Source organism: Agathobaculum ammoniilyticum (genome assembly GCF_025567315.1).
In the GTDB taxonomy this organism is placed as follows: Bacteria; Bacillota; Clostridia; order Oscillospirales; family Butyricicoccaceae; genus Agathobaculum; species Agathobaculum ammoniilyticum.
The window spans coordinates 72,327-94,667 of sequence record NZ_JAOQJE010000004.1 but is presented as its reverse complement, the minus strand read 5'-3'; the positions used below and the strand labels follow the sequence as shown (position 1 = coordinate 94,667).

General features: G+C 63.5%; 35 protein-coding genes. 2 read left to right on the top strand and 33 right to left on the bottom strand.

The annotated features are described in order from the left end of the window. Positions 1–3: 3 nt before the first annotated feature. From OCV66_RS05820 to OCV66_RS05785, 8 genes are all read right to left on the bottom strand, one after another. Positions 4–306 carry a hypothetical protein gene (locus OCV66_RS05820; RefSeq protein ID WP_147573941.1) on the bottom strand — a complete coding sequence of 101 codons (303 nt, stop codon included), beginning with the start codon at positions 304–306 and terminating at the stop codon, positions 4–6. Beyond that, positions 306–1,223, bottom strand: a complete 918-nt coding sequence (locus OCV66_RS05815; protein ID WP_147573940.1) for a hypothetical protein — start codon at positions 1,221–1,223, stop codon at positions 306–308. Before OCV66_RS05815 ends, OCV66_RS05820 begins: the two co-directional genes overlap by 1 nt. After that, positions 1,220–1,765, bottom strand: a complete 546-nt coding sequence (locus OCV66_RS05810) for a putative phage tail protein (RefSeq protein ID WP_107631473.1) — start codon at positions 1,763–1,765, stop codon at positions 1,220–1,222. The genes OCV66_RS05815 and OCV66_RS05810 overlap by 4 nt, the downstream gene beginning before the upstream one ends. Continuing rightward, positions 1,758–2,822, bottom strand: coding sequence for a baseplate J/gp47 family protein (locus OCV66_RS05805; RefSeq protein WP_147573939.1), 1,065 nt, complete (start codon positions 2,820–2,822; stop codon positions 1,758–1,760). The genes OCV66_RS05810 and OCV66_RS05805 overlap by 8 nt, the downstream gene beginning before the upstream one ends. Next, a complete protein-coding gene (locus tag OCV66_RS05800) occupies positions 2,806–3,264 on the bottom strand; it encodes a DUF2634 domain-containing protein (protein WP_147573938.1) in 459 nt (152 codons plus the stop codon). The genes OCV66_RS05805 and OCV66_RS05800 overlap by 17 nt, the downstream gene beginning before the upstream one ends. Before the next feature lie 368 nt (positions 3,265–3,632). Continuing rightward, positions 3,633–3,884 (bottom strand): hypothetical protein, encoded by a 252-nt coding sequence (locus OCV66_RS05795; protein WP_147573937.1) that lies wholly within the window; start codon positions 3,882–3,884, stop codon positions 3,633–3,635. Between the two features lie 6 nt (positions 3,885–3,890). Next, positions 3,891–5,405, bottom strand: a complete 1,515-nt coding sequence (locus OCV66_RS05790) for a CHAP domain-containing protein (protein WP_147573936.1) — start codon at positions 5,403–5,405, stop codon at positions 3,891–3,893. 12 nt (positions 5,406–5,417) lie between these two features. Next, the gene (locus OCV66_RS05785; RefSeq protein ID WP_147573935.1) at positions 5,418–5,795 is read right to left on the bottom strand and encodes a hypothetical protein; all 378 of its coding nucleotides are present in this window, start codon (positions 5,793–5,795) and stop codon (positions 5,418–5,420) included. 119 nt (positions 5,796–5,914) lie between these two features. On the opposite strand from OCV66_RS05785, the gene OCV66_RS05780 reads away from it, so the two are divergent. Then, a complete protein-coding gene (locus tag OCV66_RS05780; RefSeq protein ID WP_107631467.1) occupies positions 5,915–6,088 on the top strand; it encodes a type II toxin-antitoxin system HicA family toxin in 174 nt (57 codons plus the stop codon). Positions 6,089–6,135: 47 nt separating this feature from the next. Then, positions 6,136–6,528 carry a type II toxin-antitoxin system HicB family antitoxin gene (locus OCV66_RS05775; RefSeq protein WP_107631466.1) on the top strand — a complete coding sequence of 131 codons (393 nt, stop codon included), beginning with the start codon at positions 6,136–6,138 and terminating at the stop codon, positions 6,526–6,528. A gap of 42 nt (positions 6,529–6,570) precedes the next feature. On the opposite strand, the gene OCV66_RS05770 is transcribed toward OCV66_RS05775, so the two are convergent. The 25 genes from OCV66_RS05770 to OCV66_RS05650 all read right to left on the bottom strand — a co-directional run. Then, the gene (locus tag OCV66_RS05770; RefSeq protein ID WP_147573934.1) at positions 6,571–8,253 is read right to left on the bottom strand and encodes a hypothetical protein; all 1,683 of its coding nucleotides are present in this window, start codon (positions 8,251–8,253) and stop codon (positions 6,571–6,573) included. Further along, positions 8,240–8,377, bottom strand: coding sequence for a hypothetical protein (locus OCV66_RS05765; RefSeq protein WP_262563951.1), 138 nt, complete (start codon positions 8,375–8,377; stop codon positions 8,240–8,242). The genes OCV66_RS05770 and OCV66_RS05765 overlap by 14 nt, the downstream gene beginning before the upstream one ends. A gap of 74 nt (positions 8,378–8,451) precedes the next feature. Continuing rightward, complete coding sequence (locus OCV66_RS05760; protein ID WP_147573933.1) at positions 8,452–8,856, bottom strand: hypothetical protein; 405 nt, start codon at positions 8,854–8,856, stop codon at positions 8,452–8,454. 9 nt (positions 8,857–8,865) lie between these two features. After that, complete coding sequence (locus OCV66_RS05755) at positions 8,866–9,294, bottom strand: phage tail tube protein (protein ID WP_147573932.1); 429 nt, start codon at positions 9,292–9,294, stop codon at positions 8,866–8,868. 13 nt (positions 9,295–9,307) lie between these two features. Beyond that, positions 9,308–10,405 carry a phage tail sheath C-terminal domain-containing protein gene (locus OCV66_RS05750; RefSeq protein WP_147573931.1) on the bottom strand — a complete coding sequence of 366 codons (1,098 nt, stop codon included), beginning with the start codon at positions 10,403–10,405 and terminating at the stop codon, positions 9,308–9,310. A 1-nt stretch (position 10,406) separates the two neighbouring features. Then, on the bottom strand, positions 10,407–10,841 hold the full coding sequence (locus OCV66_RS05745; RefSeq protein WP_147573930.1) for a phage tail terminator family protein: 435 nt from the start codon (positions 10,839–10,841) through the stop codon (positions 10,407–10,409). Next, complete coding sequence (locus tag OCV66_RS05740; RefSeq protein ID WP_147573929.1) at positions 10,838–11,284, bottom strand: HK97 gp10 family phage protein; 447 nt, start codon at positions 11,282–11,284, stop codon at positions 10,838–10,840. Before OCV66_RS05740 ends, OCV66_RS05745 begins: the two co-directional genes overlap by 4 nt. Continuing rightward, positions 11,274–11,630, bottom strand: coding sequence for a head-tail adaptor protein (locus tag OCV66_RS05735; protein ID WP_262563948.1), 357 nt, complete (start codon positions 11,628–11,630; stop codon positions 11,274–11,276). Before OCV66_RS05735 ends, OCV66_RS05740 begins: the two co-directional genes overlap by 11 nt. Then, the gene (locus OCV66_RS05730; RefSeq protein ID WP_147573927.1) at positions 11,611–11,949 is read right to left on the bottom strand and encodes a head-tail connector protein; all 339 of its coding nucleotides are present in this window, start codon (positions 11,947–11,949) and stop codon (positions 11,611–11,613) included. The genes OCV66_RS05735 and OCV66_RS05730 overlap by 20 nt, the downstream gene beginning before the upstream one ends. Next, positions 11,946–13,163, bottom strand: coding sequence for a phage major capsid protein (locus tag OCV66_RS05725; RefSeq protein WP_147573926.1), 1,218 nt, complete (start codon positions 13,161–13,163; stop codon positions 11,946–11,948). The genes OCV66_RS05730 and OCV66_RS05725 overlap by 4 nt, the downstream gene beginning before the upstream one ends. A 14-nt stretch (positions 13,164–13,177) precedes the next feature. Next, complete coding sequence (locus OCV66_RS05720; protein WP_147573925.1) at positions 13,178–13,924, bottom strand: Clp protease ClpP; 747 nt, start codon at positions 13,922–13,924, stop codon at positions 13,178–13,180. Then, positions 13,921–15,180, bottom strand: coding sequence for a phage portal protein (locus OCV66_RS05715; RefSeq protein WP_262564025.1), 1,260 nt, complete (start codon positions 15,178–15,180; stop codon positions 13,921–13,923). The genes OCV66_RS05720 and OCV66_RS05715 overlap by 4 nt, the downstream gene beginning before the upstream one ends. A gap of 2 nt (positions 15,181–15,182) precedes the next feature. Further along, positions 15,183–15,350 carry a hypothetical protein gene (locus OCV66_RS05710; protein ID WP_159068145.1) on the bottom strand — a complete coding sequence of 56 codons (168 nt, stop codon included), beginning with the start codon at positions 15,348–15,350 and terminating at the stop codon, positions 15,183–15,185. 2 nt (positions 15,351–15,352) lie between these two features. Next, entirely contained in the window at positions 15,353–15,571 is a 219-nt protein-coding gene (locus OCV66_RS05705) for a hypothetical protein (RefSeq protein ID WP_107631454.1), read from the bottom strand. A gap of 17 nt (positions 15,572–15,588) precedes the next feature. Beyond that, positions 15,589–17,253 carry a terminase large subunit gene (locus OCV66_RS05700; protein ID WP_147573921.1) on the bottom strand — a complete coding sequence of 555 codons (1,665 nt, stop codon included), beginning with the start codon at positions 17,251–17,253 and terminating at the stop codon, positions 15,589–15,591. After that, complete coding sequence (locus OCV66_RS05695; protein WP_147573919.1) at positions 17,246–17,467, bottom strand: hypothetical protein; 222 nt, start codon at positions 17,465–17,467, stop codon at positions 17,246–17,248. The genes OCV66_RS05700 and OCV66_RS05695 overlap by 8 nt, the downstream gene beginning before the upstream one ends. Next, entirely contained in the window at positions 17,464–17,964 is a 501-nt protein-coding gene (locus OCV66_RS05690; RefSeq protein WP_147573918.1) for a phage terminase small subunit P27 family, read from the bottom strand. Before OCV66_RS05690 ends, OCV66_RS05695 begins: the two co-directional genes overlap by 4 nt. Continuing rightward, entirely contained in the window at positions 17,939–19,156 is a 1,218-nt protein-coding gene (locus tag OCV66_RS05685) for a site-specific DNA-methyltransferase (protein WP_262564022.1), read from the bottom strand. The genes OCV66_RS05690 and OCV66_RS05685 overlap by 26 nt, the downstream gene beginning before the upstream one ends. A 213-nt stretch (positions 19,157–19,369) precedes the next feature. Continuing rightward, the gene (locus OCV66_RS05680) at positions 19,370–19,744 is read right to left on the bottom strand and encodes an HNH endonuclease signature motif containing protein (protein ID WP_147573915.1); all 375 of its coding nucleotides are present in this window, start codon (positions 19,742–19,744) and stop codon (positions 19,370–19,372) included. After that, positions 19,734–19,937: a hypothetical protein gene (locus tag OCV66_RS05675; RefSeq protein ID WP_147573913.1), complete on the bottom strand. Its 204-nt coding sequence runs from the start codon at positions 19,935–19,937 to the stop codon at positions 19,734–19,736. Before OCV66_RS05675 ends, OCV66_RS05680 begins: the two co-directional genes overlap by 11 nt. Before the next feature lie 240 nt (positions 19,938–20,177). Further along, entirely contained in the window at positions 20,178–21,014 is an 837-nt protein-coding gene (locus OCV66_RS05670; protein WP_147573911.1) for a rolling circle replication-associated protein, read from the bottom strand. A 126-nt stretch (positions 21,015–21,140) separates the two neighbouring features. Then, positions 21,141–21,359: a hypothetical protein gene (locus OCV66_RS05665; protein WP_147573910.1), complete on the bottom strand. Its 219-nt coding sequence runs from the start codon at positions 21,357–21,359 to the stop codon at positions 21,141–21,143. A gap of 15 nt (positions 21,360–21,374) precedes the next feature. Further along, entirely contained in the window at positions 21,375–21,698 is a 324-nt protein-coding gene (locus OCV66_RS05660; RefSeq protein ID WP_147573908.1) for a hypothetical protein, read from the bottom strand. Beyond that, positions 21,698–21,931, bottom strand: coding sequence for a hypothetical protein (locus tag OCV66_RS05655; RefSeq protein WP_147573906.1), 234 nt, complete (start codon positions 21,929–21,931; stop codon positions 21,698–21,700). The genes OCV66_RS05660 and OCV66_RS05655 overlap by 1 nt, the downstream gene beginning before the upstream one ends. Beyond that, positions 21,924–22,341 (bottom strand): hypothetical protein (locus OCV66_RS05650; protein WP_262563941.1); only part of this gene is annotated, 418 nt, incomplete at its 5' end. The genes OCV66_RS05650 and OCV66_RS05655, both read right to left, overlap by 8 nt.

Here is a 22,341-nt window from a genome sequence, read left to right as displayed (position 1 = left end):
TCCCTATTTGAAGCCATACATCGGGGATTGATCGCCGTATTGCCATGTCAGCGTTTTGGTGTTCTGGTTATAGTGGTTCTTATTAAACTGACTCGATGAAATAATACTGCCGTTGTTATAATCCACATCAATATAGAATCCATAGTCAGGGAAAAGCACCTGATACCGGTTACTGCTCGCCGCTGCCGCAACCATGCGGTAGTCCCCCACATACAGGCTTCCTCCACTGGGGACTTCGAGCTTTTTTATAGAGGATACCTTGAACGACGGCTCTTTCACGCCGCCCCCGCCCGCTATTGTCCGCATCAGTCCACCCCTCCCTCGAATATCAGCGTCAGGTTGACCGCGGGCTTCTCGTTGCCCCAGCAGGTAGCCACAAGCTGCCCGTCCGCGGTATCGACATAGGCGATCAGGGCATACGCCTCCTGCTCCAGTTTGCGCGCGGACGCATCCGTGGAGTACTGCGGGCCGATGTTGGCGTATTTCATCGTCGCTTTCGCCACGCTGCAGCTCACCGTCTGCGTGTATACGCTGCCGGACAGCGCCCAACCGCTCGTGGGGAACGACGCCGTCGTCCGCACCGGCTTTGCCACCTCTAAATTAGTCCGCGCGCCCTGCGCCGCTGACGCGCCCGTGCCGCCCTTTGCCAGCGGCAGGATACCGGCCGCCTTGTCGCCGGACAAATCGACCGTCATATCCGGCAGCTGCTCCTCCGGCACCTTGCCGTCCGGCCCAAGTCCCGCCACGCCGTCCGGCTGGCCAACCGCGCCCCAGCCGATCACGCCCGCAGGGTCCAGCTCCACCGTCACCTCGGCCGCGTTGCCAAAACTAAAAACATACGTCCAGTCCACCGAAAAGCCCGGGCTTTCCGCTGCGGCTGGGATGGGGTCGCCCGCCTCGTCCTGCACCAGCGCATACAGCACCTCGTCCCCGCTGTCTTCGGCGCGCGCGTAAAAGCCAAGCTGGCGCATGGTGTAGCCCGCCGAAAGGCCGGTGTTGACCAGTACCGCCCGCACCCGTACCTTTGCGCCCTCCAGCACCTGCGCGGGCTGCAGGGAAAGCGCCTGCCGCTCGTCCGTGACTGCGGTCTGCTCCTCCAGCGTTCCGGCGGCCAGCCCCGCGCCGCTTGCCGCGCGCGTGAATACCAGCCCCTTGCCCGTGCCGACGAGCGCCGCCTGCAGGGCGTGTCCCGCGGCCGTGATGGCCGCATTTGTCCAACTCATAGCATCACCTCGTGTTCTCCGTAATGTTTGGCCCGCGTCCCTGCGGCCGCGCTGTACGTCCGGCTCCCGCCCTGGCGCAGCAGCGCCGCGGTGATCTCATACCGCAGGTGTGCGGGGATGACCTCGCGCAGCGCGCGCCGCACACTCTCCATGTTGCCTGGCATGCCCGCCGTGGAGCGGAACAGGATCGTAACGCACGATACCCCGTCATAGGTCACCTCGGCCGCAATGCCGTTCCAGCTCCCGCAGATGGTGCGGATCAGCTCAATGTCGCACTTGCCGGACAGGCTGCGCCATTTCGCGGCCAGCGCCGCGCGCCGGTCCTCGATGGACGCGCCCTTTTCGGGCGTCAGCCCCGCCTCGCGCTCCTCAACAGGCAGCAGCCAGGTCATGCTGTCCAGAAACATCTGGTCCGCGGTCTCGGCGGCGTCCGCGCGCTGGGCGCTGTCCACGCCCGCCACCGCGCCCAGCAGGCCGGTCACCCACGGGTCGCGCCGGTATGCGGACGGCAGGCTGCGCAGCATGTCGTCATATTCAGGCATAGGTAACTGCCACCTCCCCGAGCACGGCGCACTCCCGCTCCCCTATGGCAACGTTGGCCGTGCCGCCGTTTACCGCAAGGTTTTCAAAATCCAGTACGCCCTCCGCGCTCAGGATCGCCGCCGCGATCTGGCCGTAGCTGACAAAATCCTGCTCAAACGCGATCTCGGCCAGATAGGCCGCAATCGCCGCCTTGACCGCTGCGGTCACTGTCCCGTCCTCGTCTCCGGTGTTCAGCTTGGACACCGTGCAGGAGACGGCAACGGCCTTTCCCGTCGCCGCGCTGACATAGCACCGCGCCCCGATCGGAGCCTGCCCGTAGCCCTCGCCCGTGCTGTCCGGATCGATGTAGTCCTGCACCGACTTTACCAGCTCCTCAGCCGCGGGCTGGCCCGTGCTGTCCACCAGCACCACGTCCACCGTGTTGTCCCCGTGGCCCAGCGGGAACACCTTCACACGGCCCACGCCCGCGACCTCCAGCGCCCAGCTTTGGTACTGGTAGATGTTGCCCGACGTGGGCGGCGTGCGCACCTTGAGCAGATGCCGCTCGTAATAGGCCGCGTCGTCCTCCTCGTCGTAGCCGCCGGTCATGGGCGCGGGGTTGTCGCAGGCCGATATGCCCGCGATCGTCACCGGCATCTGCGTCACGCTGTGCGCGGGCAGGTTGCCCGCCGCCCCGTCCTGACGGCAGGTCACGGGTACATCGCCCTCGCCGGTGATCTGGACGGCCTGCGTGGCGTAAAACTGCACGCCGCCCCCGCTCTCAAACAGGTCGCCCTCGCTCACGGTCCCCGTGCCGGTCACATGCACCACGCCGTGCGCGAACGTCGCCTGACGGCGCTCCAGGCCGGTGCGCGGGAAGATATAGCGGTCCAGCTCGTCCCCCGTCAGGTTTTCGGGGTCGAGCTTGGCTTTCGCCGCCTCAAGCTCGGCGTCCGTCCCCTCCATGCGCAGGGCGGCGGCCGCCAGCAGGTCGTAGGTGGGGAAGCCGATGGTTTTCTGGTAGCTGTCCGGCATTGCCGCCAGCAACTCCTGCAGGATATCACTCGCCGCCGACATAGGCGCTCACCTCCACTGTTTCCTCCGTGTGCAGGCGCGCGGTGAACGCCACCTGCAGGCCGCGCCGCAGCCGCGTAAACGCGAAGCTGTCCACCGTGCGCACCGCCGGGCAGAACGCCGCCGTCTCGCGGACGTTCCGCTCGATTTCGGCCTGCACCCAGCCCTCCGGCATGCGGCGGTCGAGCAGCGTGCGGTCCACGCCCGGCTGGGTCGAGCTGTCCGTGCGGTAAACCGGCACAGCGCCCGGCGTCTGCCGCAGCATCAGCTCAAACCACTGTTTGACCGCTTCCACGCCCGTCCGCTCTTTCAGCGCCCCGTCCACCAGCTGGAACGCCCCGCTCCGGCCGTCCTCCTCCCACTGGAACGCGGGCGCGCGGCCGATGCCGGCCGCCGCCTGCGCAGGGATGTCGGTCGGGATCACCGGAAAAATGGTCTGCGTCATTGATGCACCTCCCTGCAAAACAAAAGCGCCCCGTCCTTGCCGTGCTTGACAAAGACGGGGCGCGCGCGTTATAATACAGATACAAAGGGACGCTGTTACAACGATCAGGCCCTTATGCAATCAAAGTTAAACCTCTGACCGCTTGGGTACCAGCCGAGCGGTCAGAACGCTTTTATGGATAAAATACGCAGCAGCACGCTTGCGCATATCAGAAGCCGAAAGGCTTTTCTCCACATTCGCCTCACCTCCCTCCGCCCGAGACGAACGGGGGAAAATGAGCCTGACCGCCATATGTAACAGCGTCCGCCTGTATTATAGCACACGCCGTCGTTCTTTGTCTATCCTCGCCGCCCCTCGGGGCGGCTTTTTCATATTTTGTCGATCACCAGCAGCGAGCCGCCGGACAGGACCGCCGCGGCCTTGTCGCCGCTGTGCCACTCCCGCGCGGCGGCGGTCGCCGTCATGGTCAGGCCGTTTTCCGCAGTAAAGAGGGCGTTCCCGTCCATCACGGAAAAGGCCAGCGGCGAAACCGCCGCGCATACCGCCTCATGCCACGCGGGCGGCGGCTGATACCGGCCGAGCCGCCGGAGCCGCTGCGCCATTTCATAATCATATGCCATGCCTGTTTACCCCCACGGCGTGCAAAAGCCGCTGATCTCGCTGTAATACCGCGTCACATTTGCCACGCTGTCCGAATAGTTGCCCTCCACGGTCTGCACACCCGCGCGGGACGCGCTGCGCACGATGCCGATGTGCCGGTCGCCCTGTATCATCAGGTCGCCCGCCTTGGGGATGTAGCCGCTCGCCACCGTGCGGTACATCCCGCGCGACTGGAAATAGCTCGACATGTCCCCGACATAGCTGTATCCGGTCGGGATGGGCGCGCCCGCCTGCGCCGCGCACCAGCAGACAAAGATCACGCACCAGGCAACGCCGTCCATACCGGCCCACTGGCCGTATTTGTTCCGGTTGCCCGCGCCCTCGCGGTAGCCGACTTCTCCCTGCGCGGCCGACACAAAGGCTGCGGCCGAGCCGTCCCCACCGCCTACCGTCACACCGTCCGCGCCGCCCGCGCTGCCAATATCGTCCGGCAGGCCGTATACGCTCACCGTGTCCGTTGTACCCGCCGCGCGCGGCTCGTCCAGCGCCTCGAGTTCCAGCTCCATCGTGTGTCCCGCGCCGCCGTAGTGGTGGGTGACGCGCGTCACCCTGTTCCGGCCGGACACGCCGAACGCGGGGCTGTTGAAATCCAGCACCACGCCGCTCGTCACCTCGTCGCAGCCCCATATCTCGCTGATGGTGCGCGTGCGCCCCACGCGGTCGAGCCGCGCGAGCAGGTTGCCTGCTATCTGCCGGAGCCGCGCGTCGCCCGGGTCGCCCGTCACGGTCTCCACATGCTGCAAAAAGCCGAACCGCTCCACGCTCGCGCCGTTCGACGCCTGCGCACCAATGTACGCCCTGCCGTCCTGCTCGGCGGCGATAACCACCGCGTTGCGCAGCTCCGCGATGCTGTCCTCGCCCGAAACCTGCCCCAGCGCCCAGGTGATGTCAAACGCCGCGAGATTGTCCGCGGGCTTGTGGTACGCCTTGACCGCCGCCGTGGGCAGCTCCCGCACGGTCAGCCCCTCGTCCGACACAAAATACTGGTACTGCCTGCCGGTCTCGGCCGCGCACGCCTCCAGTATCTCGCTGATGATGTCCGCGGGCGTGTCGCCCGTCCAGACCTGTGTGACTTTGGCAGGCAGGCTGCACACCTCGGCCACGCCCACGCCCGCCTTGGCGCAGGCGCGCCGGATCGCCTCGTCCGCCGCTATGCCGGACGCCTGCAGGATGATCGTACTCTTATTGAGGTACCAGCCGCGGTCGTAAGCGGTCGCGCTGCCGTCCAGCCCGACGCGCTCCACCTGTCCGGCAAACACGGTCCTGTCGTGGTTGACCAGGCGCAGCTTGTCGCCCGGCGTCACGAGGTTTTTCTCCACATAGCCGTCCCACGGCGCGGTGATCACGTCAAAGGACAGCTCCACGCTGAGCGCGTTCAGCTCGTCCACGGCCTGCAGGTTGCCCGCAAAGGCGGTGATGTCGCGCGCCTGCCCGCCGCGGTAGCGGATCAGACGATGCTCGTCTGCATATTCCTGTGCCATGCCGTCCCTCCCTTACACGACAAACCGGTACTCGGTGCAGCGGATGCTGTACGCAATGTCCCCATTGCGCCGCACGCTGAGGTCGAGCGCATCGACCGTGACAGGCGTATTCAGGCGGCACGCGCCGCCGCTGTCCAACACGATCATGCGGAACGGGATTTTACGCTCGCGCCCCCGCTGGAAGAACGCCACATAGTCCCAGCCGTTGTCGCTCGCCTCCGGCGGCATGAACGGGTAACGGCGGCCCACGGGGAAAATGCTCTCCCATGTATACTGCCGCAGCCCCAGCGTGCCGATCCGGCGGTAGTCGCGGCTCAGGCCCTCATAGGTTTCGTTGTGCTGCTCCGGCTCGGGCAGCGGAAAGTCCGGCGGCACATGCGGCAGCACCATGACCTCCTCGTTGTTGTTGAATGAAAGGATAACCTTATAAATATTTACCGCCTTCTTTCAAAAACCCCTTGACTTATACACACTAAATGTGTATAATAGAATCATAAGGAGGACACCTTATGAAAAGACGGGATTTGATAAAACTACTGGAACGTAACGGCTGGTGGCTGAAACGGGACGGCGGCAACCACGACATTTACACAAACGGCACCGATAACGAGCCGGTTTCCCGACAACGCGAAATCAAAGAAGCCGTTGCAAAAGCGATCATCAGGCGGCGGGGGCTGAAATAAAGCCCCGCCGCATATGCCGGAAGCAATACTGAAAGGAGAATTTTCACATGAAAAAGGTCTATCCTGTGATCTTCACGCCTTGCGAAGAGGGCGGCTATATGGTCACCGTGCCGGACTTCCCGCTCAATACGCAGGGGGAGGACATGGCCGAAGCCATCTTCATGGCGCGCGACGCAATCGGACTGATGGGCATTACCCTGCAGGACGACGGACAGCCGCTCCCTGAACCGTCCGCATTGTCTGCAGTGGAATGCGCCCCGGGCGAGATCGCCTCGCTGGTCGATGTAGACTTCGATGCCTACCGCCGCGCGCACGATAACCGCACGGTGCGCCGCAACGTCACCTTGCCCGCCTGGCTGGACGAAAAGGCGCGCCAGTCCGATCTGAACGTCAGCGCCGTCCTGCAGGCCGCGCTCAAACGCGAGCTGCAGGTCGAATAATCCTGCAAGCCCCTGCCGCCCCTCCCCGGGGCGGCTTTTGCTTTATACGTTATCCCACGCGCGGATAATCTTCCTCACAATGGTTTCTCCCAGCTCGTCCGCATACTGGCGGTTGCCGATCACGTTGCCCGCCACGGTGACGTTTACCGTCACCTGCGGCCCGCCCGCCATGCGCGCGGATACGTCGTGTGGGATGATCCGCGCGCCGCTCGGCAGGTTGATGATCTCGCCGCCGCGCTCGTTGACCCGCGTCAAACCGCCGCGCCAGTAGCTCGTGCCGAGCGCGTTGCCGCGCGGCTGGATGCGGGTCGCGCCGTCCAGCCAATCCAGGACGGAGGAGCCGATGCCTTTCGCGCCCTTATATAGCTGCCCCAGCAGCGGCACGCTCTCGATCTTATCGTCCAGCCAGGAGAAAAACGAGCCGACCGCGTCCTTTGCGCTGTCAAACGCGCCGACGATCGCATCCTTGATGCCGCCAAACACGTCCTTGATCTTTTGCCACAGGCCGGCGGCAAACTCCTTGACCTTGTCCCAGTTTGCGATCAGCAGCGCGCCCGCGGCCACCGCCGCCGCAATACCAAGCACAACGGGATTTGCGGAGATCAGCACGCCCGCTGTTTTGACAAAGCCCAGGAGCGTCTTGCCCGCGGTCACGACGCTGGAGGTAAACTGTATCACCTTCGTGATGCCCCACGCCGCGCCGATCGTTTTCAGTACGCGGATAATGGTGTCGCCGTTGTCCTGCACCCACGCGAACGCCTGGCCGCCCTTTTCCACTGCCCACGCGAACCGCTGGTCAAACTGCGTACTCAGCCCGTCCAGGTCCAGCCCCGCGACCCAGTCCGAAAACTGCGTCGCCTTGTCGTTCAGCCATTCCAGCGCCGAGCCTGCGCGAATGCTGCCGTCCGCCTGCGCGCCGAGCATTTCCCACAGCTTGTTTTTGGCCGTCGCGGAGGCATCGCCCAACTTGGCCGTGATCTCGCTCAACGTGGCCTGGTTACGGCGCGCATCGATGACCTGTTTGTTGTTCTGGTAGAACGCCTCCGCCGCGCTCTCATAGGTGCGCGCCAGCGTGTCCATAATCAGCTTGTTGCGCCCCGCTTCCGAGCCGCAAGCGGAGAGACGCTCGTTAAAATCGTCCTCCAGGATGCCCGCCCAGTTGAGCGCGTCGGCCAGCGTGCCGGTCACCTGCCCGACCTTGGCGGTCTCGTTCGCCGCCTCGATCAGCCCCTCAATGGGCAGGCTGTCGCCAAAGGTGCCGGAAACGCCCGCCGCGATCCGCGTCCAGGCGCCGACGTCCCGCTCGTTCTGCGCGAGCTTGGCGAGCAGCTGGCTCGCCTCGGCGGCGGTGTCCGTGTCGCCCAGGATCGCGTAAAAATTGCGGTAGCTTTTGCGCGCCGCGTCGGCCGAGAAGCCCGCCGCGTCAAAGGCGGTGTTCAGCTTGCCCTGCGCCACGCGGTATTCCTCGGTCGCGCCGTCCAGCGCCACAAAGGCGGCGGCAAGGCCGCCCACCGCCGCGCCCGCCGCAAGCGTGGACTTTTTCGCAAACTCCTGCATCGCGGAAACTGCCTTGTTCTTAAACGCAATCACTTTCCGCGTGGACTGGATCATGCTGTCATCGATTTTCGCGCCGCTCTTTTTCGCGTTCTGCGCGGCCTTGAGCAGCCCGCCGGACATGTTGTCGCGCAGGTTGAGGACGGTGTTGATGACCTTATTTTTCGCCATGCACGCCCTCCTTTTTCTCCTCCGCGGGGAACGCCGTTGCGATGCCCCATGCGGTCACCAGCCGCGTTTCCTCGTAATAGCGCGCCCGTCCGACCCGCAGCACCGCCCGATCGGCCAGGCTCATGCGCCGGACCTCCTCGGGCGTGATACCGCGCGGCGCGTAAAACGCCGCAAGGTCAAGCAGCGGGTCGCGCTCGATCAGTTTTTTGCGGCGGCCTCCAGCTGCTCGGCGCGGCTTTGCTCCCCGTCGCTGTCCGGCAGCAGGCCGATCCACCGCGCCAGCGCCGCGCCCAGCTTGTCGATCTCCCTGATATCCATCAGGCGGCGCACCGTGTCGTAAGGGTCGGTCACGCCGAGCGCCTCGTGCAGCGCTGGGTCCTGCAGATCGCGGCAGCAGTCATAAATCAGGGAAACGCTCACCGCAACCGAATCACGCGCGCCGCTGGCCTCGTTGATCGCCTCGACATAGTCCAGCTGGTCGGCCTGCGCGGGCTTGTGGAACAGCATGTCCACGCCGCCTACCGAAAACGTCTTGACCTCCAGCCGGTCCTTTTCTTTCTGCTCGGCCCGCGCCGCGAGCTGCTCCAGCAGTTTCTTGTCCATATGTCCTCCTTACAATGTCTCCAAAATTTCAAAGTTGCCGAACTTGAACGGCACCTCCTGCTCGGTCTTGGCCTTTTTCTCGAACTTGGCGAGCATAAACTCATCCACCGTGATATCGCTGTACGCCACGCGCTCGACCTTGTTCGTGCCTTTCTGTGTTTGCGCCGTGATAACCGTGATCTCCGGCATGATGCCCGTGCGGAACGCCTCGGCCATCTGCACCAGCACGTCGCTGTCGATCTTGAGCCACACGAGCGTCCCCTCGCCCAAGTAGCCGTTATAGATACGGTAGGTCGCGGGGTCGCCGCATACGTTTATGTCCTCAAAATCGCCGGTGACCTTTGCCTCCACGCTCTGCAGGGTGGTCAGCTTTTTGCCGTTCCACCAGGCCGTGCCGCCGTTTCCGTGCATCACACGGTTGGGGTTAAAATCAGGCATGTCTTACACCTCCTCAAAACAGGTTGATCGGGAAAATCAGGTCGGTCATGCTGCCGAGGATTTTCACGTCGCCCGCCAGATACACCGTGCGCTTGAACGGAGTTGCCTTGACGGTATCGTCGTCCCAGTCCGCGGCCTCGGCCTTGCCGCTCGCCACCCACGCGGCGCGCTGCGCTTCCACGTCGATGCTGGCGGCGTTGGCGTGGTCGGGGTCAAGGATGTTCTCGGCCGCAAGCTGCCGTAAATACGAGCTGTTGAGCGCCGCGATGAACAGCATCTGGTTGTCCCGCGTGTTGCGGTAGCTGCCGAGGTAGGTGCCGCGGAAAGTCGAGGTAATATCGTCCCGCATGAGATCCATTGCCTCGACGGTCTCGATAAACTGCATGTCCTCGGTTTTGGTTTTGCCGTCCAGCGTCGTCAGGCTGTTGATGCCCTGGCCAATGCGCACCGCGCCCTCCTCGTCGTTAAACAGGATAAACTTGCCCGCGCCGACCGCCGCGTCGTTGTCCGCAACCTCCTCCACCGCCGCAAGGTTGGAGCAGTGGTAGTTGGTGCAGCCGCGCTCGACGTTGCACACGGCCATGATTGCCAGCAGGCTCGGCAGGTATGCCTCGCCGTCCTGCTCGCCACGCGCGTCCGCAAAGGTGACGCTCCCGTTTACAAAATGCACCACGTGCATATCGTCCGGCAGGGGCGTCACGTTGTGTACAATGCACTTGTAGCTCCGGCTCCTGGCGGCCTGCGTCTTGACCCAGCTCGCCAGCGCCGCGCCGTCCTCGGCAGACTGGCCCGCGACCGCAAGCCATCCCGTCTTGACCGTGCGGCCGATCTCGGCCAGCGTGTCCGCCAGCGTGCCGGTGGTGTCCAAACGGAACACATGGCTCTGGTACGGCGCGAACGCCAGCATGTCGCCGATCGCCGCGTAGTTGTCCTCCGTGTACAGCGCCTCGTCCGCCTGCAGCGCAGACAGGTCTGCGTACTGTTTATGGGTAAAGGTCTTGTTGGTATCGTCTCGGACGATCAGCACCGCCACGCCGCGCGCGCTGCGCGCGATCAGGCTCGTTGCCTGCTGCCGGAACGTGACCTCGATTTTCGGCATGGTAATTGCCATATCAGGTTGTCAGCTCCTCCCCGTTGTAAATAAGTTCCTCCATCGGCTCGCCCTCCTCTGCGGCGGTCTCGACCCACGAGACGCTGAACTGGCACGCCAGCACGTCCTGCGAGCTGTCGCAGCTCGCGTCCTCGTCCAGCGGCAGCCAGATGCCGCCCGCCTCAAAGCCCCCGTCCAGCGCGGCGAGTAGCTGATCCGCCACCGCGTCGCACTCGTCGCGCGGGTGGTCCGTGTCTTTGGGATAATACCAGATGTCCACGTCCACCTCGCGCTCGCGCGCCCCGCCGCAGGCCGCGCCGCCGCTCACCGGCAGCACGTCGATGCGGAACGAGGGACGAGGCACCGGCTTGCGGGCATCCGTTTTCACAACCGGCGCGCGCGGTGCAATCTCCCGCACCAGCGCGGTCAGCGCCGCGCGAATGTCTTTGATCTTCATATCTTGCGGATCATCTCGTCGATCATCTCCTCGGCGTCCTTTTCATAGTCTGGCGCGAACGCCTCAAACGCTTTCTCAAAAACGCCCTTGCCGTCCTGGGCGGCTCCTCTGCTGCCGTCGCGCGCCTTGGGCGTCCAGCCGTCCTCTATCAGATGCGCGATAGGGTCGCCCGAATATACGCGGATGCGCAACGCGCCGTTTTTAGCGTGCAGCTTGCCGCGCTTGATGGATTTATGGTACTGCCCCGCCTCGCGGACATACCGCGGACGCTCCACCCGCACCTTGGGTACCTCTGCGCGCGCCCGTTGCGCGGTTTTGCGCCGCAGCCTGGTCCCCTGATCGCGCAGGAATTTCTTCTGCGCTTTACCTGCCTCCTTGGAGGACTGGATCAGCCGGTCCGTAAATTCGTCCAGCTCGGACAGGTCGATGCCATCACGCGCCATCCGCCTGCACCTCGCCCTGCACCATGCGGCAGAAGATCTCCAGCCAGCCGCGCCGGTTGTAGATGGGATACCAGTACAACACGTCCAGCCGCAGGCCGCGCACGACGAAATACATCCCGCGGCAAATTTCCGGCAGCGACGCCTCGCGGATGGTCACCTTGTGGGTAATCTCCGCGCGCTCGGCCTCGCCCGGCAAGTTCTCCGTGCGGCCGCTTGTGGGCGTCACATTCGCCCATATCGTGCGCAGCGGCTGGTACGCATAATCGGTCTCGTTGTTCTCGTCGGTCACGGGTGCGGCCCGATACACGGCCGCCCGTTCCCGCAGGTCACCCGCCTGTACCGCCATCGTCCGCACCTCCATAATTACATCGTAATTTGAGCTGGTTAAGCATCTGCCGCACCACGGGCGGCACGGTTTCCAGCGCCTGCTGGGGCGTGTCCGCGCCGCGCGCGTCGTACATCTGCAAGGTCATGGCCTGCACGATCAGGTCGTGCTGGGCGGGATTTACCTCCCGCCGCACGCCCGCGCCGCTCAGATAGGCGTCGTTCGCCTGCATCAGACCGGCGATCAGCTCGTCGTCCTCGTCATAGTCCACCTTCATGTATTTTTTGCAGGCGGCAAGGCGCTCGTCCGCCTCCTGCAGCACGGTATCCCTGTCAATCACGGGCTTTCCTCCTCTTCACTGGCGGGGTCGGTCAGCGAGATTTTCGCCGCCGCCACCGCATCCTCGTCGGTCGTCACCGCGTCCAGACGAGTGATCGCGCGCACCTCGGTCGAGTTGGTGTTCCAGGCGTTGCCGCCCACCGTGGTGGAGTCAAGCTGCATGGTCTGGCGGCGGAACAGCGTGCCGAAGCTCGCGAAATCGCCCACATAGAGCGGCGTGGTCGGCGTGTCCGCGTTCGGCAGCACCGCGTCGGACACCACATGCACCGCACGCCCGCCGATCATGTACTGGCTCGGCTGCACGGGGTTGGGCTGCAGCAGCGGACGGCCCTGCGCGTCCTCCAGCGTGTCGAGGAAATTAAATCCGGTCTGGTTGGTCAGGAACGACGCGCCGGACGCGATCATCGGGTCGAGCAGCGTGTTGACGATGGTCTTGATAGATTTGAGCGCGCCGGTCGGGGCAACCGCGGTCGCGCCAGCGTCCAGAGCCTTGAGCAGCGCCAGCAGCAGATTGTTTTCCGTGATTACGTCCTTTTTCGCCAGCCAGCGGGACAGGTACGCGATCAGGTTCTGGTCGGTGTCGTTCAGCAGGTCGTTGGATACCGGCACGATCAGCGCGTAGTCCTCCACTGTATACTTCACCTGCTCGAACGAGGGCTTGTCGTCGCGGGAGATGGTGCCCATTTCCGCGACTTTGGTAAATCCCTTGGTCGGCTGGGTGTCGTACACGCGCGAGCCGGTGTTGGTGGACACGGTCTCAACGTGGAACAGCGCGGAAAGCGGGTTCAGCGCGCGCTTGCGCTCGTTGATCGCGGTCTGGATGTCCTGCGGCACGATCAGGCCGCCGTCCGCAGGGGTACCCTCGGTCAGCGCGCCCTCGTTTAGCACCGCGCGCGTCACGATCTCCGCGTTTTCGAGAAAGCGGGTGCGGTCGCCGCGCGCCTGGGCGCGGATGCACTCGCAGAACGCATGGAGGCACTCGTTCGAGTTGACCGGCGTGCGCGGCGCGCCCGTCGGGTCCATGCCTGCGTTGCCCTCCGGCAGCCCCTCTTCAGCGTGCATGATTGCCTTAACGCGCGCGATCTCCGCGTCGATGGGCGCAAGCTCGGCCTGCGCCGCATCGAAAGCAGTCTGGTCGTTTGCGGTGTCAGCGGCTTTCATTTTATCCAGCACGGCCTTTTTCTTGGCCAGCAGGTCCAGCAGTTTCTTTTTCATTCCGTAAATCCTCCTTACAGCAGTTCGGTTAAATCCATTTCAGCCTCGGCCAGCGCGATCGCGCGGGCGCGGGCGGTGTTCCAATTGGACACCGGTTTGTCCATCTCCTCGGGGGCGGGCGGCGTGCCGCCGTCCGCGTGCGCCTCACGGTAGGCCGCGCGCAGCTTCTCAATATCCGGCGCGCCGCCCACAGCGTTAAATACGTTCATCGGGTTTACCGGCGTTCCCGCGCCCGCGCCGATGATCTCGTCCAGCAGTCCGGCGTCCAGCGCCTCCTGCGCGGTTAGGAACGTCTCGCGGTCCATCATGCGGCGCAGCGCGTCGCGGCTGGTCTTGCCCTTGACCTTGGTCTCATAGGCCGCGATGATCGAGCCGGTCACGGCCTCCAGCATCTGCACGCTCTCGCGGTGTACGATCTGATTGCCCTCGGTCCATGTGCTCGGCAGGTGGATCATCACCTGCCCTACCGGACTGGCCGCGGCCACATCCGCACCCGCCAGCACGACGGACGCCGCCGATCCGGCAAGGCTCTGCACCTCGGCGCGCGTCGGCACTGCCGCGCCGCGCAGCAGGGAGTACATTTCGAATCCCGCGTACACCGAGCCGCCGCCCGAGTTGATTTCCAGCACAAACTCCTCGCCCGCGGGATTGTCCGCAAGCGCCTGCCGGATATCGGACGGGCTGACCGCCGCCAGCCCGAACCAGCGGTAGATGGGCGCATCCTCGTCCGCACAGATCGTGCCTTTCAGGTTGTATCTCATTTGTTCTCACCGCCCTCCTTTGGTTCATTGCGGTTAATCGATAATTCTCGGAACAGATCAGCCGGAATATAGTTGCGCGAAGCGTAATGCTCATCGCCGCCCGCAATGTCCGGCATATCCTCCAGCGCGAGGATATTGTTAATGCTGTATGCGCCAATCTCGCGCATGCTCTTGAACCATGCGGCGCGCGCCGCCCAATCCCCGCGCAGCTCGCCCATCATGTTGCGCCGGAGCTGCAGGCCGCGCGCCTGCTCGCTGGCAAGCAGCAGCTTGTAGGTGTCCTCCTGCTCATGCTCGGCCACGATTGGGGAGAGCGTCCGCTGCATGTACTCGATCGCCGCCTGCACGTTGCTCGCGTAGGTCTGCTTACCCACGCCCAGCTTGTACAGCGGGATATTAAACAGCCGCCCCACGTCCTCAATGGACGCCGCCTTGCTCTCAATAAACTGCGCGTCGCGGTTGGAGGCCGTGACCGGCGTGTATTTCATGCCGAAATCCATGACCGCCGTGCGGAAAGCATTGTCCGCGCCCGTGTACAGGTTCTCCCACTCGCGCCGGATCGCGTCCTTAATGGAGATCGTCGTTCCGTCCGCCTGTTTGATATCCGGCTTGTTTGTCAGGTCGGTTTCCGTGTACAGAATGCCGGTCAGCTTCGCGCCGTTTTTATAAAAGCCGACCTCGTATTTCTGCGCCTGCAGCGCGGCCTCGATGGTTTCCGCGCCGCGCCGCAGATAGCTCACGCCCTCCAGCCCGTCGGTCGAGAACGCCTTGTAATGCAGCACATCGGCGGGCCAGAACTTGCGGTACTCGCCCGTGCGCGGGTTGGTGCCGACGTACCACAGCCGCCCGTTATCATCCAGATAGGGCTGCATATAGCCAGGCGCAATCGGGAGCAGCTCGGCCGGTGCGCCCCAGCGGTCCCGCCAGATCAGCGCATAGGCGTTGCCGTAGGCGATGCGGCGGCTTTCCATCAGCTTGTGGTAGTCAAAGGCCGTCATCGCCTCGGTCGGTCGGCTGGTCAGCAGGCGCAGCGCGGGGTGATCGGCCTGCCGCTCGCGCGTGCCGCTGTCCATCAGGTAGATGGGCATTTTCGCCACGCTGTCCGAGATGATCTCGATGCAGGCGTTCACCGCGGGCAGCTTCATGGCCTGCAGCTCTCTGCCGCCGAACAGCGGGCCGCCCGTGTTCCAGCCCGAGGGGTCGTCCAGCGTCAGCCTGCGCCCCTCGTTTTTAACGCGGCGCACCAGCTTTTCCATGATCACTCGCTGTCACCCCCCAACCGGACGAGCAGCACTGCGCCGCCGATCAGCGCCGCGCCTGTCGCCAGCAGTCCGGCCACCGGCGACACCAGCCACAGCGCCACCACGATGCACACCGCGCCGCAGGCGGCAAGCGCATCGGGCAGGTACTTCAATATGCTTTTCATTTCTATTCCTCCATGCCATCCAGCAGCACGCATTCGCCGGTCGTAGCGATGCCGATATGCACAAAAAACCGGGCGCGCGCCCGTTCGTCGCGGCCGTGCTCCTGTTCCCACACCTCCACCGCCTCGCGCCAGGTCATCAGGCGCGGCTCGCGGCCGCGCCCCTGTGTGATCGCGCGGATGTCCTCCAGCGCGGCGATGTAGTCCGGTCGTTTTCCGGCCATTGTCTCCCTCCTGTCTGTCACAGCGTCCATTTGCCGGTCGCAACCGCGTCGGCAAGGTCTGGCTTCGGCGCGAGCCTGCTCGCCGCAAACGCGATGATCCAGCTCACGGTAATGTCGATGCGCCCGCGTGAGCGCTTCTTGTTGGGGTGTATATTCTCATTACTGTCCGTATCGCACCGCACGTTTGCAAAGCACTGCCGCGCGGCCGTGTTGTGGACGTGCAGCATCTCATGCGTGCGGATGAGGTGTTCCATTTCTTTCATGGGTGGGCTGATGCTTTTCATGCTCTGCGGAATCTCCACGATCTGCGTCGGCCTGCCCGCCCCCGCGATCAGCGACATGAGCCGCTGGGTGATCGTGGTGGAAAGCCACGGGTCAAAGCCAACAATCCGCAGGTCGTAGTCTTTGGCGGCCTGCATGATGGTGTCGATCACGTCCTCATAATCGATCACATCGCCCTCGCAGCCGCGGAGAAAGCCCGCCCGTATCCAGTCGCGGTAGGGCGCGTGGTCCGCGCGCTCGCGCGCCTCGATGTCGTCCAGCGGTATCCAGCCTGTGAACAGCGCCACCCACTTGTCCAGCCCCTCCTGGGGCGGGAACAGCAGCGTAAACGCGGTAAGGTCCGTACTCTTGGAAAGGTCCCCGCCGCCGAAGCAGCGCTTACCGCGCAGCAGCTTCACCGCGTCGCGCCAGTGCGCGCACCCCTCGGGGTTCCATTGCGTCTTGTCGTAGATCGTGACCGGTATCCAGCCCACCGTATGCGTGGCAATCCACTGGTTGAGCCGCAGCCAGCGGAACAGCCGCTCCGCCGCCTCGCTGCGCTTGGCCTCCTGCGCCTCCGCGCGGATGGTACTGAGCTTCACCGTCCTGCCGATCGAGGGGTTGCAGCGCCGCCACAATGCCTCGTCGTAGATGTTGATATTCTTCAGCTCGTCCTCGTCCTCAATCAGGCCAAGGCCGTACACGATCGGCAGCCAGCGCGGGTCGTCCATATCGCCCTCGCGGGCGCGCCCCTCGCGGCACCGCAGGATGGACAGCGCCTTTTCGTGGACCTCCCAGCCGATGCTCTTCCGGTCCGGATCGTCGCCCGCCGTCGTCAGCACGATCCACACAGGCTGCTCGCGCGCGTCGCCTGCGCCGAACGTCATAACGTCCCACAGGTCGCGGTTCGGCTGCGCGTGCAGCTCGTCGAAAATGACGCAGGACGGCTTGTAGCCGTGCTTGCTGTATGCCTCCGAGGACAAAACCTTGAGCTTGGAGCCGCTCACCGTGTCGTAGATGGTCTTGGTGCTGTCCACAATACGGCTGCGCTTTTTCAACGCGGGCGAGTGCTCCACCATCCATTTCGCGGCCGCGTACACGATGCCCGCGTTATCGCGGTCCGCCGCGACGACATACACCTCGCCGTTGATTTCCCCGTCCGCGTACAGGTGGTACACGCCCAGCGCGGCGGCAAGCTCGGACTTGCCGTTTTTCTTGGCGATCTCCAGATAGAGGTACTGGTACCGCCGGATGTACAGTCCGGCGGGGTCCGCCCCGCCGCCCTCGGCCTCGATCAGCTGGCCGTAGAACTCGGTGACAGCGTCGCGCTGCCAGTCCATGAGCCGGAACGGCGCGCCGTTCGAGCAGGTCAAACACTCGATAAAATCACATACAAACGACGCCGCCTCGGCGTCAAACATCCGGCGCACCTCCTCCGCGTCCGCGTTCGGTGTTCAATTTGGACAAGGTGAATTGCCCCGCAGGGGCAAGAGAGGGTCCCCTGGGGGACACCGTCCCGCGCAGTTTATCATGCGGGCACTCCTGCACCCGCTCGACGCGGCGCAGCGCGCTCTCGCAAAAGCCGTACTTGTTGATCATTGGGCAAAGCAGGCTGCACATGATTCCGTTTTTCATGCCCTGCGCCGCCTTTCCGCCCGCTCGCGCAGCATTTCGGCCATCGGGTCGCCCGCCGCCTCGTCCTCGGGCGGCTTCGGCACCACCAGACGGCACCGGCTGGAGATCGTCAGGCCCAGCGCGGCCGCCGCGCGGTCGCACTGGTTGAAATACCGCGTCTGCGTTTTGGACAGGTCCTCCAGCAGCGAGATCGCCTGATTTGCGATCGCGCGGTTGACCTGCTCGGTGACCGCCAGGTACGCCTGCTCTGCCAGCAGGTAGCGCGCCAGGCAGTCGTAATCGATCTCCGCTAAAATGCCGATCTCGATGAGCTGCTTTGCCAGCGCGCGGAACTTTTTGTGCAGGCTCTCCGGCAGGTAGGCCGGTGGCTTCACCCGCTTGCTTTTGGGCGGCGGCGCTTTCACCTCGGCCGCGCGCCGCGCCTCGGTCTCGGCTTTGGTCAGGTGCTTGTTTCCCTTGTATTCCAGCAGGTCAATCGGCTGTCTCGGTCCCGCCATCGGCCGCACCTCCCTCCAGCAGCACGGCCTTGCGGCCGGTCATTTCCTCCCACCGCCGGATGATCACATCGCAGTTATGCGGGGACAGCTCCATCGCCCTGCACCTGCGGCCATAGGTCTCGGCGGCAAGCACCGCCGTACCCGAGCCGCAGAACGGGTCCAGCACAAGCTCGCCCTTTTTCGTACTGTTCCGTATCTGCCGCGCGAACAACTCCACCGGCTTCATCGTCGGATGCTCCGCGCTCGCTTGCGGCCTGTCGCAGAAATACACCGTGCACTGCCCGTCCCCGCCGAACCAGCGGTGCGATGCGCGGCCGTCCCAGCCGTAAAGGCACGGCTCATATTGGCTGTTGTAGTCGCCGCGGCCGAGTACGAATTGGTTCTTGACCCATATCAGATGGTCGTGTACGTCGAGCTTTGCCGCCTTGCAGGCGGCGTGGAACTCATCCGTGCAGTTTGACGCATACCAGATGTAGAACGCCGCGCCCGGCTGCATCGCCGACCGCGCCGCCGTCAGCGCGTCGGTCAGAAAAGCTGAGAAGCGGCTGCTCGACATCGCATCGTTCTCAATACCCGCCCGCTCTGTTTTCTTGCTGTGGTAGTCGACGTTGTACGGCGGGTCGGTCAGCAGCAGCCACGCCCGCTCGTCCCGCATCAGCCGCCGCATGTCCTCCGGTCTGGTCGCGTCGCCGCACAGCAGGCGGTGGCTCCCCAGCTCCCACAGGTCGCCCCTCCTGCACTGGTCAATTTCTTGACCCCCGTCGGGCAGGTCGGGCGCGGCGTCCCGCGCCAGCGCGTCGGACAGCCGGTACTCCCCGAAGCCCGTCAGCTGCAGGTCAAACCCCGCGTCGAACAGCTCCTGCAGGCAGGCGTCGAGCAGGCCGTCGTCCCAATGGGATTTCTCAGCAAGGCGGTTTGATGCGATCATGTAGGCCTTACGCTGGGTAGGCGTCAGATGCTCCACATACACGCACGGCACGGCAGGCACGCACTCCGCAAGCGCCGCCTCCACCACCGCATGCCCCGCGATGATGTTCCGCTCCTGATCCACCAGCACCGGCGACACCACGCCGTACTCGCGCAGGCTGGCGCGCAGCTCGCGGATCTGCCGCTGGCTATGCACCCGCGGGTTTGCCGCGGACGGGATCAGCGCCGCAGGGTCGAGCAGCTCCAGTTTTGTTGTCGTTTCCATTCGATTCACCTCGTTTCCTCCCGCTATGGGGACACAGTTGACCATCGTTTTCCCGCCGTGGGGAGAAAATCCCACGCGGAGGGGGGCCTGCGGTCTTACGCACCCCGCCCCGAAACTTTTCCAGGGTGGGGGGATGTACGGGAAATCCACGGATTTCCCGCCAGGGTTCGGGCGCGTCAGGCCCGCGCCGCGCCTGTCCGAGCGTCCGGCCGGTCACCGGCGTTTCGTCCTCGCCTTTGCCCTGCTTTCGGCGGCGGTTTTGCGGCCGTGGCACGAGTGACAAAGGCTTTGCAGGTTCTCTGGGTCGATAAACTTCGACCAGTCGCCATCGTGCGGCACGACATGGTCCACGTCGGTGGCGTACACCCGCAGGCCGTGAGCAGCGCACTCTCGGCAGAACGGCTCGCGGGCAAGCTGCTCCGGCCGCAGGTCGTCAGTCCAGACCGGCAGGCTGTACCAGCGCCGCCAGCGGCGGCTGTCCTCGCTGCGCCGCTCCACGCGCGGCGGCCGGTGCCGCTCGCAGTAGCCGCCACGCACCAGCGCCGTGCATCCTGGGTGCAGGCAGGGACGCAGCGGCTTACTTGCCATAGTCCATCATGGCCGCCAGCGCCGCCGTGGTGCTGGCGATGATCTGGTTGATCGCCACGATGCGGCCGGTGAGCCGGTACCGGATCTCAAAGCGCGGCTCGGTCCGGCGCTGCTCCAGAAGTTCCAGCCGCCGCGCCCGCAGTGCGTCCAGGTTGGCCTCGTATTCCGGTATCATTTCGGCTATGGTTTTCACGCCGCTCCTCCTTTCGGGCAAATAAAAAGCGCCGACCGACCGCACCCCTCGCTTGGGGTTTGGTCAATCGGCGCTTGGCTCAAAGGCTCTTGGCTCTGGTGGGATATTTACTTTCAGCTCGTGCTTACATGCCCTGCACTTGTGCGGCAAATTGTGCGCTGTAGTGTCCGGCTCAACCGGAAACAGTTTCTTGCCGCAATACGGGCAGCAGTACCATCCGTTTTTGATCATGGCAACTCTTTATCTCCTATTATACGCTGTTTTTCGGGTTTGTCGAGGTGGTCGCGGCTTTTTCTCCATGCCTGTGTGAGATGTTAATGGGCATTCCAAGCCAGCAACAACGCGCGTGCGTGCGCGTTGTTTATATGGTTTCGGCTCCCGCCTTGGGAGCAGGTATTTAATGTACCGGCAGCTCGCCGTCTCATTCCGGCCGCCGCCCTCGTCCAGCACCTGCGCGCCAGGCGGCGCATCCACGCTTGCGCCGTCGTCCACCCATTCATAAGTGGTGACCGGCTGCTCGAGGCCCCGCGAGCCGACGAACTGCTTTTTGCCATTGAGGCTGGCCTCCCGCCGCTCCTTGGTGAGGTAGCCCGCCCAGCCATCGTACCCGCGTTCGCGGATGTAACTCAGTTGGATGTCGTCTCCCCATATCCAGAGCGACTTAAACAGTTCGAGGTCGCCGCCGACCGCATTCAGGATAATATGTGCGTGCGGCCGGTGGTCCCCGTGCCGCCCCTCCAGCACATAGATATATTTCAGGTCCGGCAGGCCGCGCGCTTTCCGGTAGGCGCGGAGCTGCGCAAACACCTTGCCGAGCCGCCGCCGCGTGACCTCTGCGCTCTCTGGCAGATCCGCGTCACGGTATGTCGCGGTGATCATCAGGTCCTCCGGATCGAAATTGGCAGCCATCAGCATTTCCAATTTGCGCTGGGCGTTATTGCAGTTGGTGCGCGCGATCTGCTCCGCTGTCACCTCGCGGATACGCTTGCGCTCCTCTTTGCTGGCGTTCGGCCGCGGCACTGTGTAGGCGATGTCCCACACCAGCCGACCCGCGCGCGTTGTTTTGCGTCGTTTCATTTGCCCTCCGTGTTCAAATCGGACACTAAAACGGGTTCAGGGAGGCCGCAGCCTGCCTCCCCTCGTTTTTATGATTTTTCAGAATATCCGCAAATTTCGAGTTTGTCAATCTTTTAATGATCTTTTTTACAATTCATCGTCTGACCAGCGTCCCAAAATATGCACTTTGCCACTCCAAAACCAGCGGAACAGTCCCATAAACAGGAGGTTTGCCGCCCTGCTCCACTCGGCATGCACCTCGCCGCAGTTCCGGCAGATGCGGACGCGGAAAACGGGCAGCATCACATAGCCGGTATAATAGCCCTGCCGGTTGTAATGCGTGCAGCAGTCCAGGTCTTTATTCATCGCTTTTAACCCCCATCAGTTTACGCCACACCCGATCAGCAGCACGCGCTCTGGAAAGCGCTGCATCAGCCTGCTCCAGCGTTTTGGGTGGGATATCTTTAATTGCTTCCCCTCACAGCGTCGTAGCAGATCAATATACTGTTCGGTCGCGACGCGCTGCTCGGCCAGCAGTGCGTTTGCCTTTTCGATCCGGTCACTTTCGCGTTTATATTCGAGGTCGTTCAGTGCAAGCCGCAGCTCCCGCTCTGAGAGCGCATACTGGCACATTCTCCGTATCACCCAAATCAATTCGGGTTTAGAGCATTTTTCCAGTTTCACTTTTTTTCTCGTTCTGGTCATCAGGCATTCTCCTTTCCCTCCTTTGGTCCGCGCCATTGCGGGAGGCACTGTTTTGTCCCGCGCCTCACCTCCGCAACGTCGGCAGCGGGGAGGGCAGACAGCATGGCTTCTATTTCATTGCTGTCGTAGTTGCCACATTTAAGAACAATCATGCAGCCGTCGTTGCCGTCGTTTTCTGGGTCTATTGCCCAAAATAGATCGATTGCATCCTCTCGCTTGATGTATTCAGCCATCCTGCTCCCTCCGTAGTGCGGCCTCGGCTTCCTCGCGGGTCAGAAAGACGGATTTTCCCAGTGCGGAAATTTCAAATCCATTCAGATTGGAATAAATTCCATCAATCAAATTCCACCCTACCAAGACAGAGCAATAAGAAATATGGACTGAAATAACCTCGTATGTGGAAACAAAACCCCGCTTGTTTGGCTCATACACTTTTTCCCCAAGAAGCCTGTCTGCCTGGGCCAGTTCGCGGAGGCGGTCAGGTGTTATACCAAGGGCTTGTCCAGCCAGCTTCAAAACGGCATCCTCATTAAATGCCCGTTTGAAGTCCTCCGGCTCCAGCCCCGTGTCCTCGTAGGTGGCGAGGCGGTCAACGATTTTGTCCAAGATGCCACAGTCACCACAATTAAGCGTTTCGCAATTC

Excerpts from the sequence above, each read along its gene's own strand:
- OCV66_RS05820 (WP_147573941.1), bottom strand. The coding sequence starts at position 306 with ATGCGGACAATAGCGGGCGGGGGCGGCGTGAAAGAGCCGTCGTTCAAG.
- OCV66_RS05815 (WP_147573940.1), bottom strand. The coding sequence starts at position 1,223 with ATGAGTTGGACAAATGCGGCCATCACGGCCGCGGGACACGCCCTGCAG.
- OCV66_RS05810 (WP_107631473.1), bottom strand. The coding sequence starts at position 1,765 with ATGCCTGAATATGACGACATGCTGCGCAGCCTGCCGTCCGCATACCGG.
- OCV66_RS05805 (WP_147573939.1), bottom strand. The coding sequence starts at position 2,822 with ATGTCGGCGGCGAGTGATATCCTGCAGGAGTTGCTGGCGGCAATGCCG.
- OCV66_RS05800 (WP_147573938.1), bottom strand. The coding sequence starts at position 3,264 with ATGACGCAGACCATTTTTCCGGTGATCCCGACCGACATCCCTGCGCAG.
- OCV66_RS05795 (WP_147573937.1), bottom strand. The coding sequence starts at position 3,884 with ATGGCATATGATTATGAAATGGCGCAGCGGCTCCGGCGGCTCGGCCGG.
- OCV66_RS05790 (WP_147573936.1), bottom strand. The coding sequence starts at position 5,405 with ATGGCACAGGAATATGCAGACGAGCATCGTCTGATCCGCTACCGCGGC.
- OCV66_RS05785 (WP_147573935.1), bottom strand. The coding sequence starts at position 5,795 with ATGGTGCTGCCGCATGTGCCGCCGGACTTTCCGCTGCCCGAGCCGGAG.
- OCV66_RS05780 (WP_107631467.1), top strand. The coding sequence starts at position 5,915 with ATGAAAAGACGGGATTTGATAAAACTACTGGAACGTAACGGCTGGTGG.
- OCV66_RS05775 (WP_107631466.1), top strand. The coding sequence starts at position 6,136 with ATGAAAAAGGTCTATCCTGTGATCTTCACGCCTTGCGAAGAGGGCGGC.
- OCV66_RS05770 (WP_147573934.1), bottom strand. The coding sequence starts at position 8,253 with ATGGCGAAAAATAAGGTCATCAACACCGTCCTCAACCTGCGCGACAAC.
- OCV66_RS05765 (WP_262563951.1), bottom strand. The coding sequence starts at position 8,377 with ATGAGCCTGGCCGATCGGGCGGTGCTGCGGGTCGGACGGGCGCGCTAT.
- OCV66_RS05760 (WP_147573933.1), bottom strand. The coding sequence starts at position 8,856 with ATGGACAAGAAACTGCTGGAGCAGCTCGCGGCGCGGGCCGAGCAGAAA.
- OCV66_RS05755 (WP_147573932.1), bottom strand. The coding sequence starts at position 9,294 with ATGCCTGATTTTAACCCCAACCGTGTGATGCACGGAAACGGCGGCACG.
- OCV66_RS05750 (WP_147573931.1), bottom strand. The coding sequence starts at position 10,405 with ATGGCAATTACCATGCCGAAAATCGAGGTCACGTTCCGGCAGCAGGCA.
- OCV66_RS05745 (WP_147573930.1), bottom strand. The coding sequence starts at position 10,841 with ATGAAGATCAAAGACATTCGCGCGGCGCTGACCGCGCTGGTGCGGGAG.
- OCV66_RS05740 (WP_147573929.1), bottom strand. The coding sequence starts at position 11,284 with ATGGCGCGTGATGGCATCGACCTGTCCGAGCTGGACGAATTTACGGAC.
- OCV66_RS05735 (WP_262563948.1), bottom strand. The coding sequence starts at position 11,630 with ATGGCGGTACAGGCGGGTGACCTGCGGGAACGGGCGGCCGTGTATCGG.
- OCV66_RS05725 (WP_147573926.1), bottom strand. The coding sequence starts at position 13,163 with ATGAAAAAGAAACTGCTGGACCTGCTGGCCAAGAAAAAGGCCGTGCTG.
- OCV66_RS05720 (WP_147573925.1), bottom strand. The coding sequence starts at position 13,924 with ATGAGATACAACCTGAAAGGCACGATCTGTGCGGACGAGGATGCGCCC.
- OCV66_RS05715 (WP_262564025.1), bottom strand. The coding sequence starts at position 15,180 with ATGGAAAAGCTGGTGCGCCGCGTTAAAAACGAGGGGCGCAGGCTGACG.
- OCV66_RS05710 (WP_159068145.1), bottom strand. The coding sequence starts at position 15,350 with ATGAAAAGCATATTGAAGTACCTGCCCGATGCGCTTGCCGCCTGCGGC.
- OCV66_RS05705 (WP_107631454.1), bottom strand. The coding sequence starts at position 15,571 with ATGGCCGGAAAACGACCGGACTACATCGCCGCGCTGGAGGACATCCGC.
- OCV66_RS05700 (WP_147573921.1), bottom strand. The coding sequence starts at position 17,253 with ATGTTTGACGCCGAGGCGGCGTCGTTTGTATGTGATTTTATCGAGTGT.
- OCV66_RS05695 (WP_147573919.1), bottom strand. The coding sequence starts at position 17,467 with ATGAAAAACGGAATCATGTGCAGCCTGCTTTGCCCAATGATCAACAAG.
- OCV66_RS05690 (WP_147573918.1), bottom strand. The coding sequence starts at position 17,964 with ATGGCGGGACCGAGACAGCCGATTGACCTGCTGGAATACAAGGGAAAC.
- OCV66_RS05685 (WP_262564022.1), bottom strand. The coding sequence starts at position 19,156 with ATGGAAACGACAACAAAACTGGAGCTGCTCGACCCTGCGGCGCTGATC.
- OCV66_RS05680 (WP_147573915.1), bottom strand. The coding sequence starts at position 19,744 with ATGGCAAGTAAGCCGCTGCGTCCCTGCCTGCACCCAGGATGCACGGCG.
- OCV66_RS05670 (WP_147573911.1), bottom strand. The coding sequence starts at position 21,014 with ATGAAACGACGCAAAACAACGCGCGCGGGTCGGCTGGTGTGGGACATC.
- OCV66_RS05665 (WP_147573910.1), bottom strand. The coding sequence starts at position 21,359 with ATGAATAAAGACCTGGACTGCTGCACGCATTACAACCGGCAGGGCTAT.
- OCV66_RS05660 (WP_147573908.1), bottom strand. The coding sequence starts at position 21,698 with ATGACCAGAACGAGAAAAAAAGTGAAACTGGAAAAATGCTCTAAACCC.
- OCV66_RS05655 (WP_147573906.1), bottom strand. The coding sequence starts at position 21,931 with ATGGCTGAATACATCAAGCGAGAGGATGCAATCGATCTATTTTGGGCA.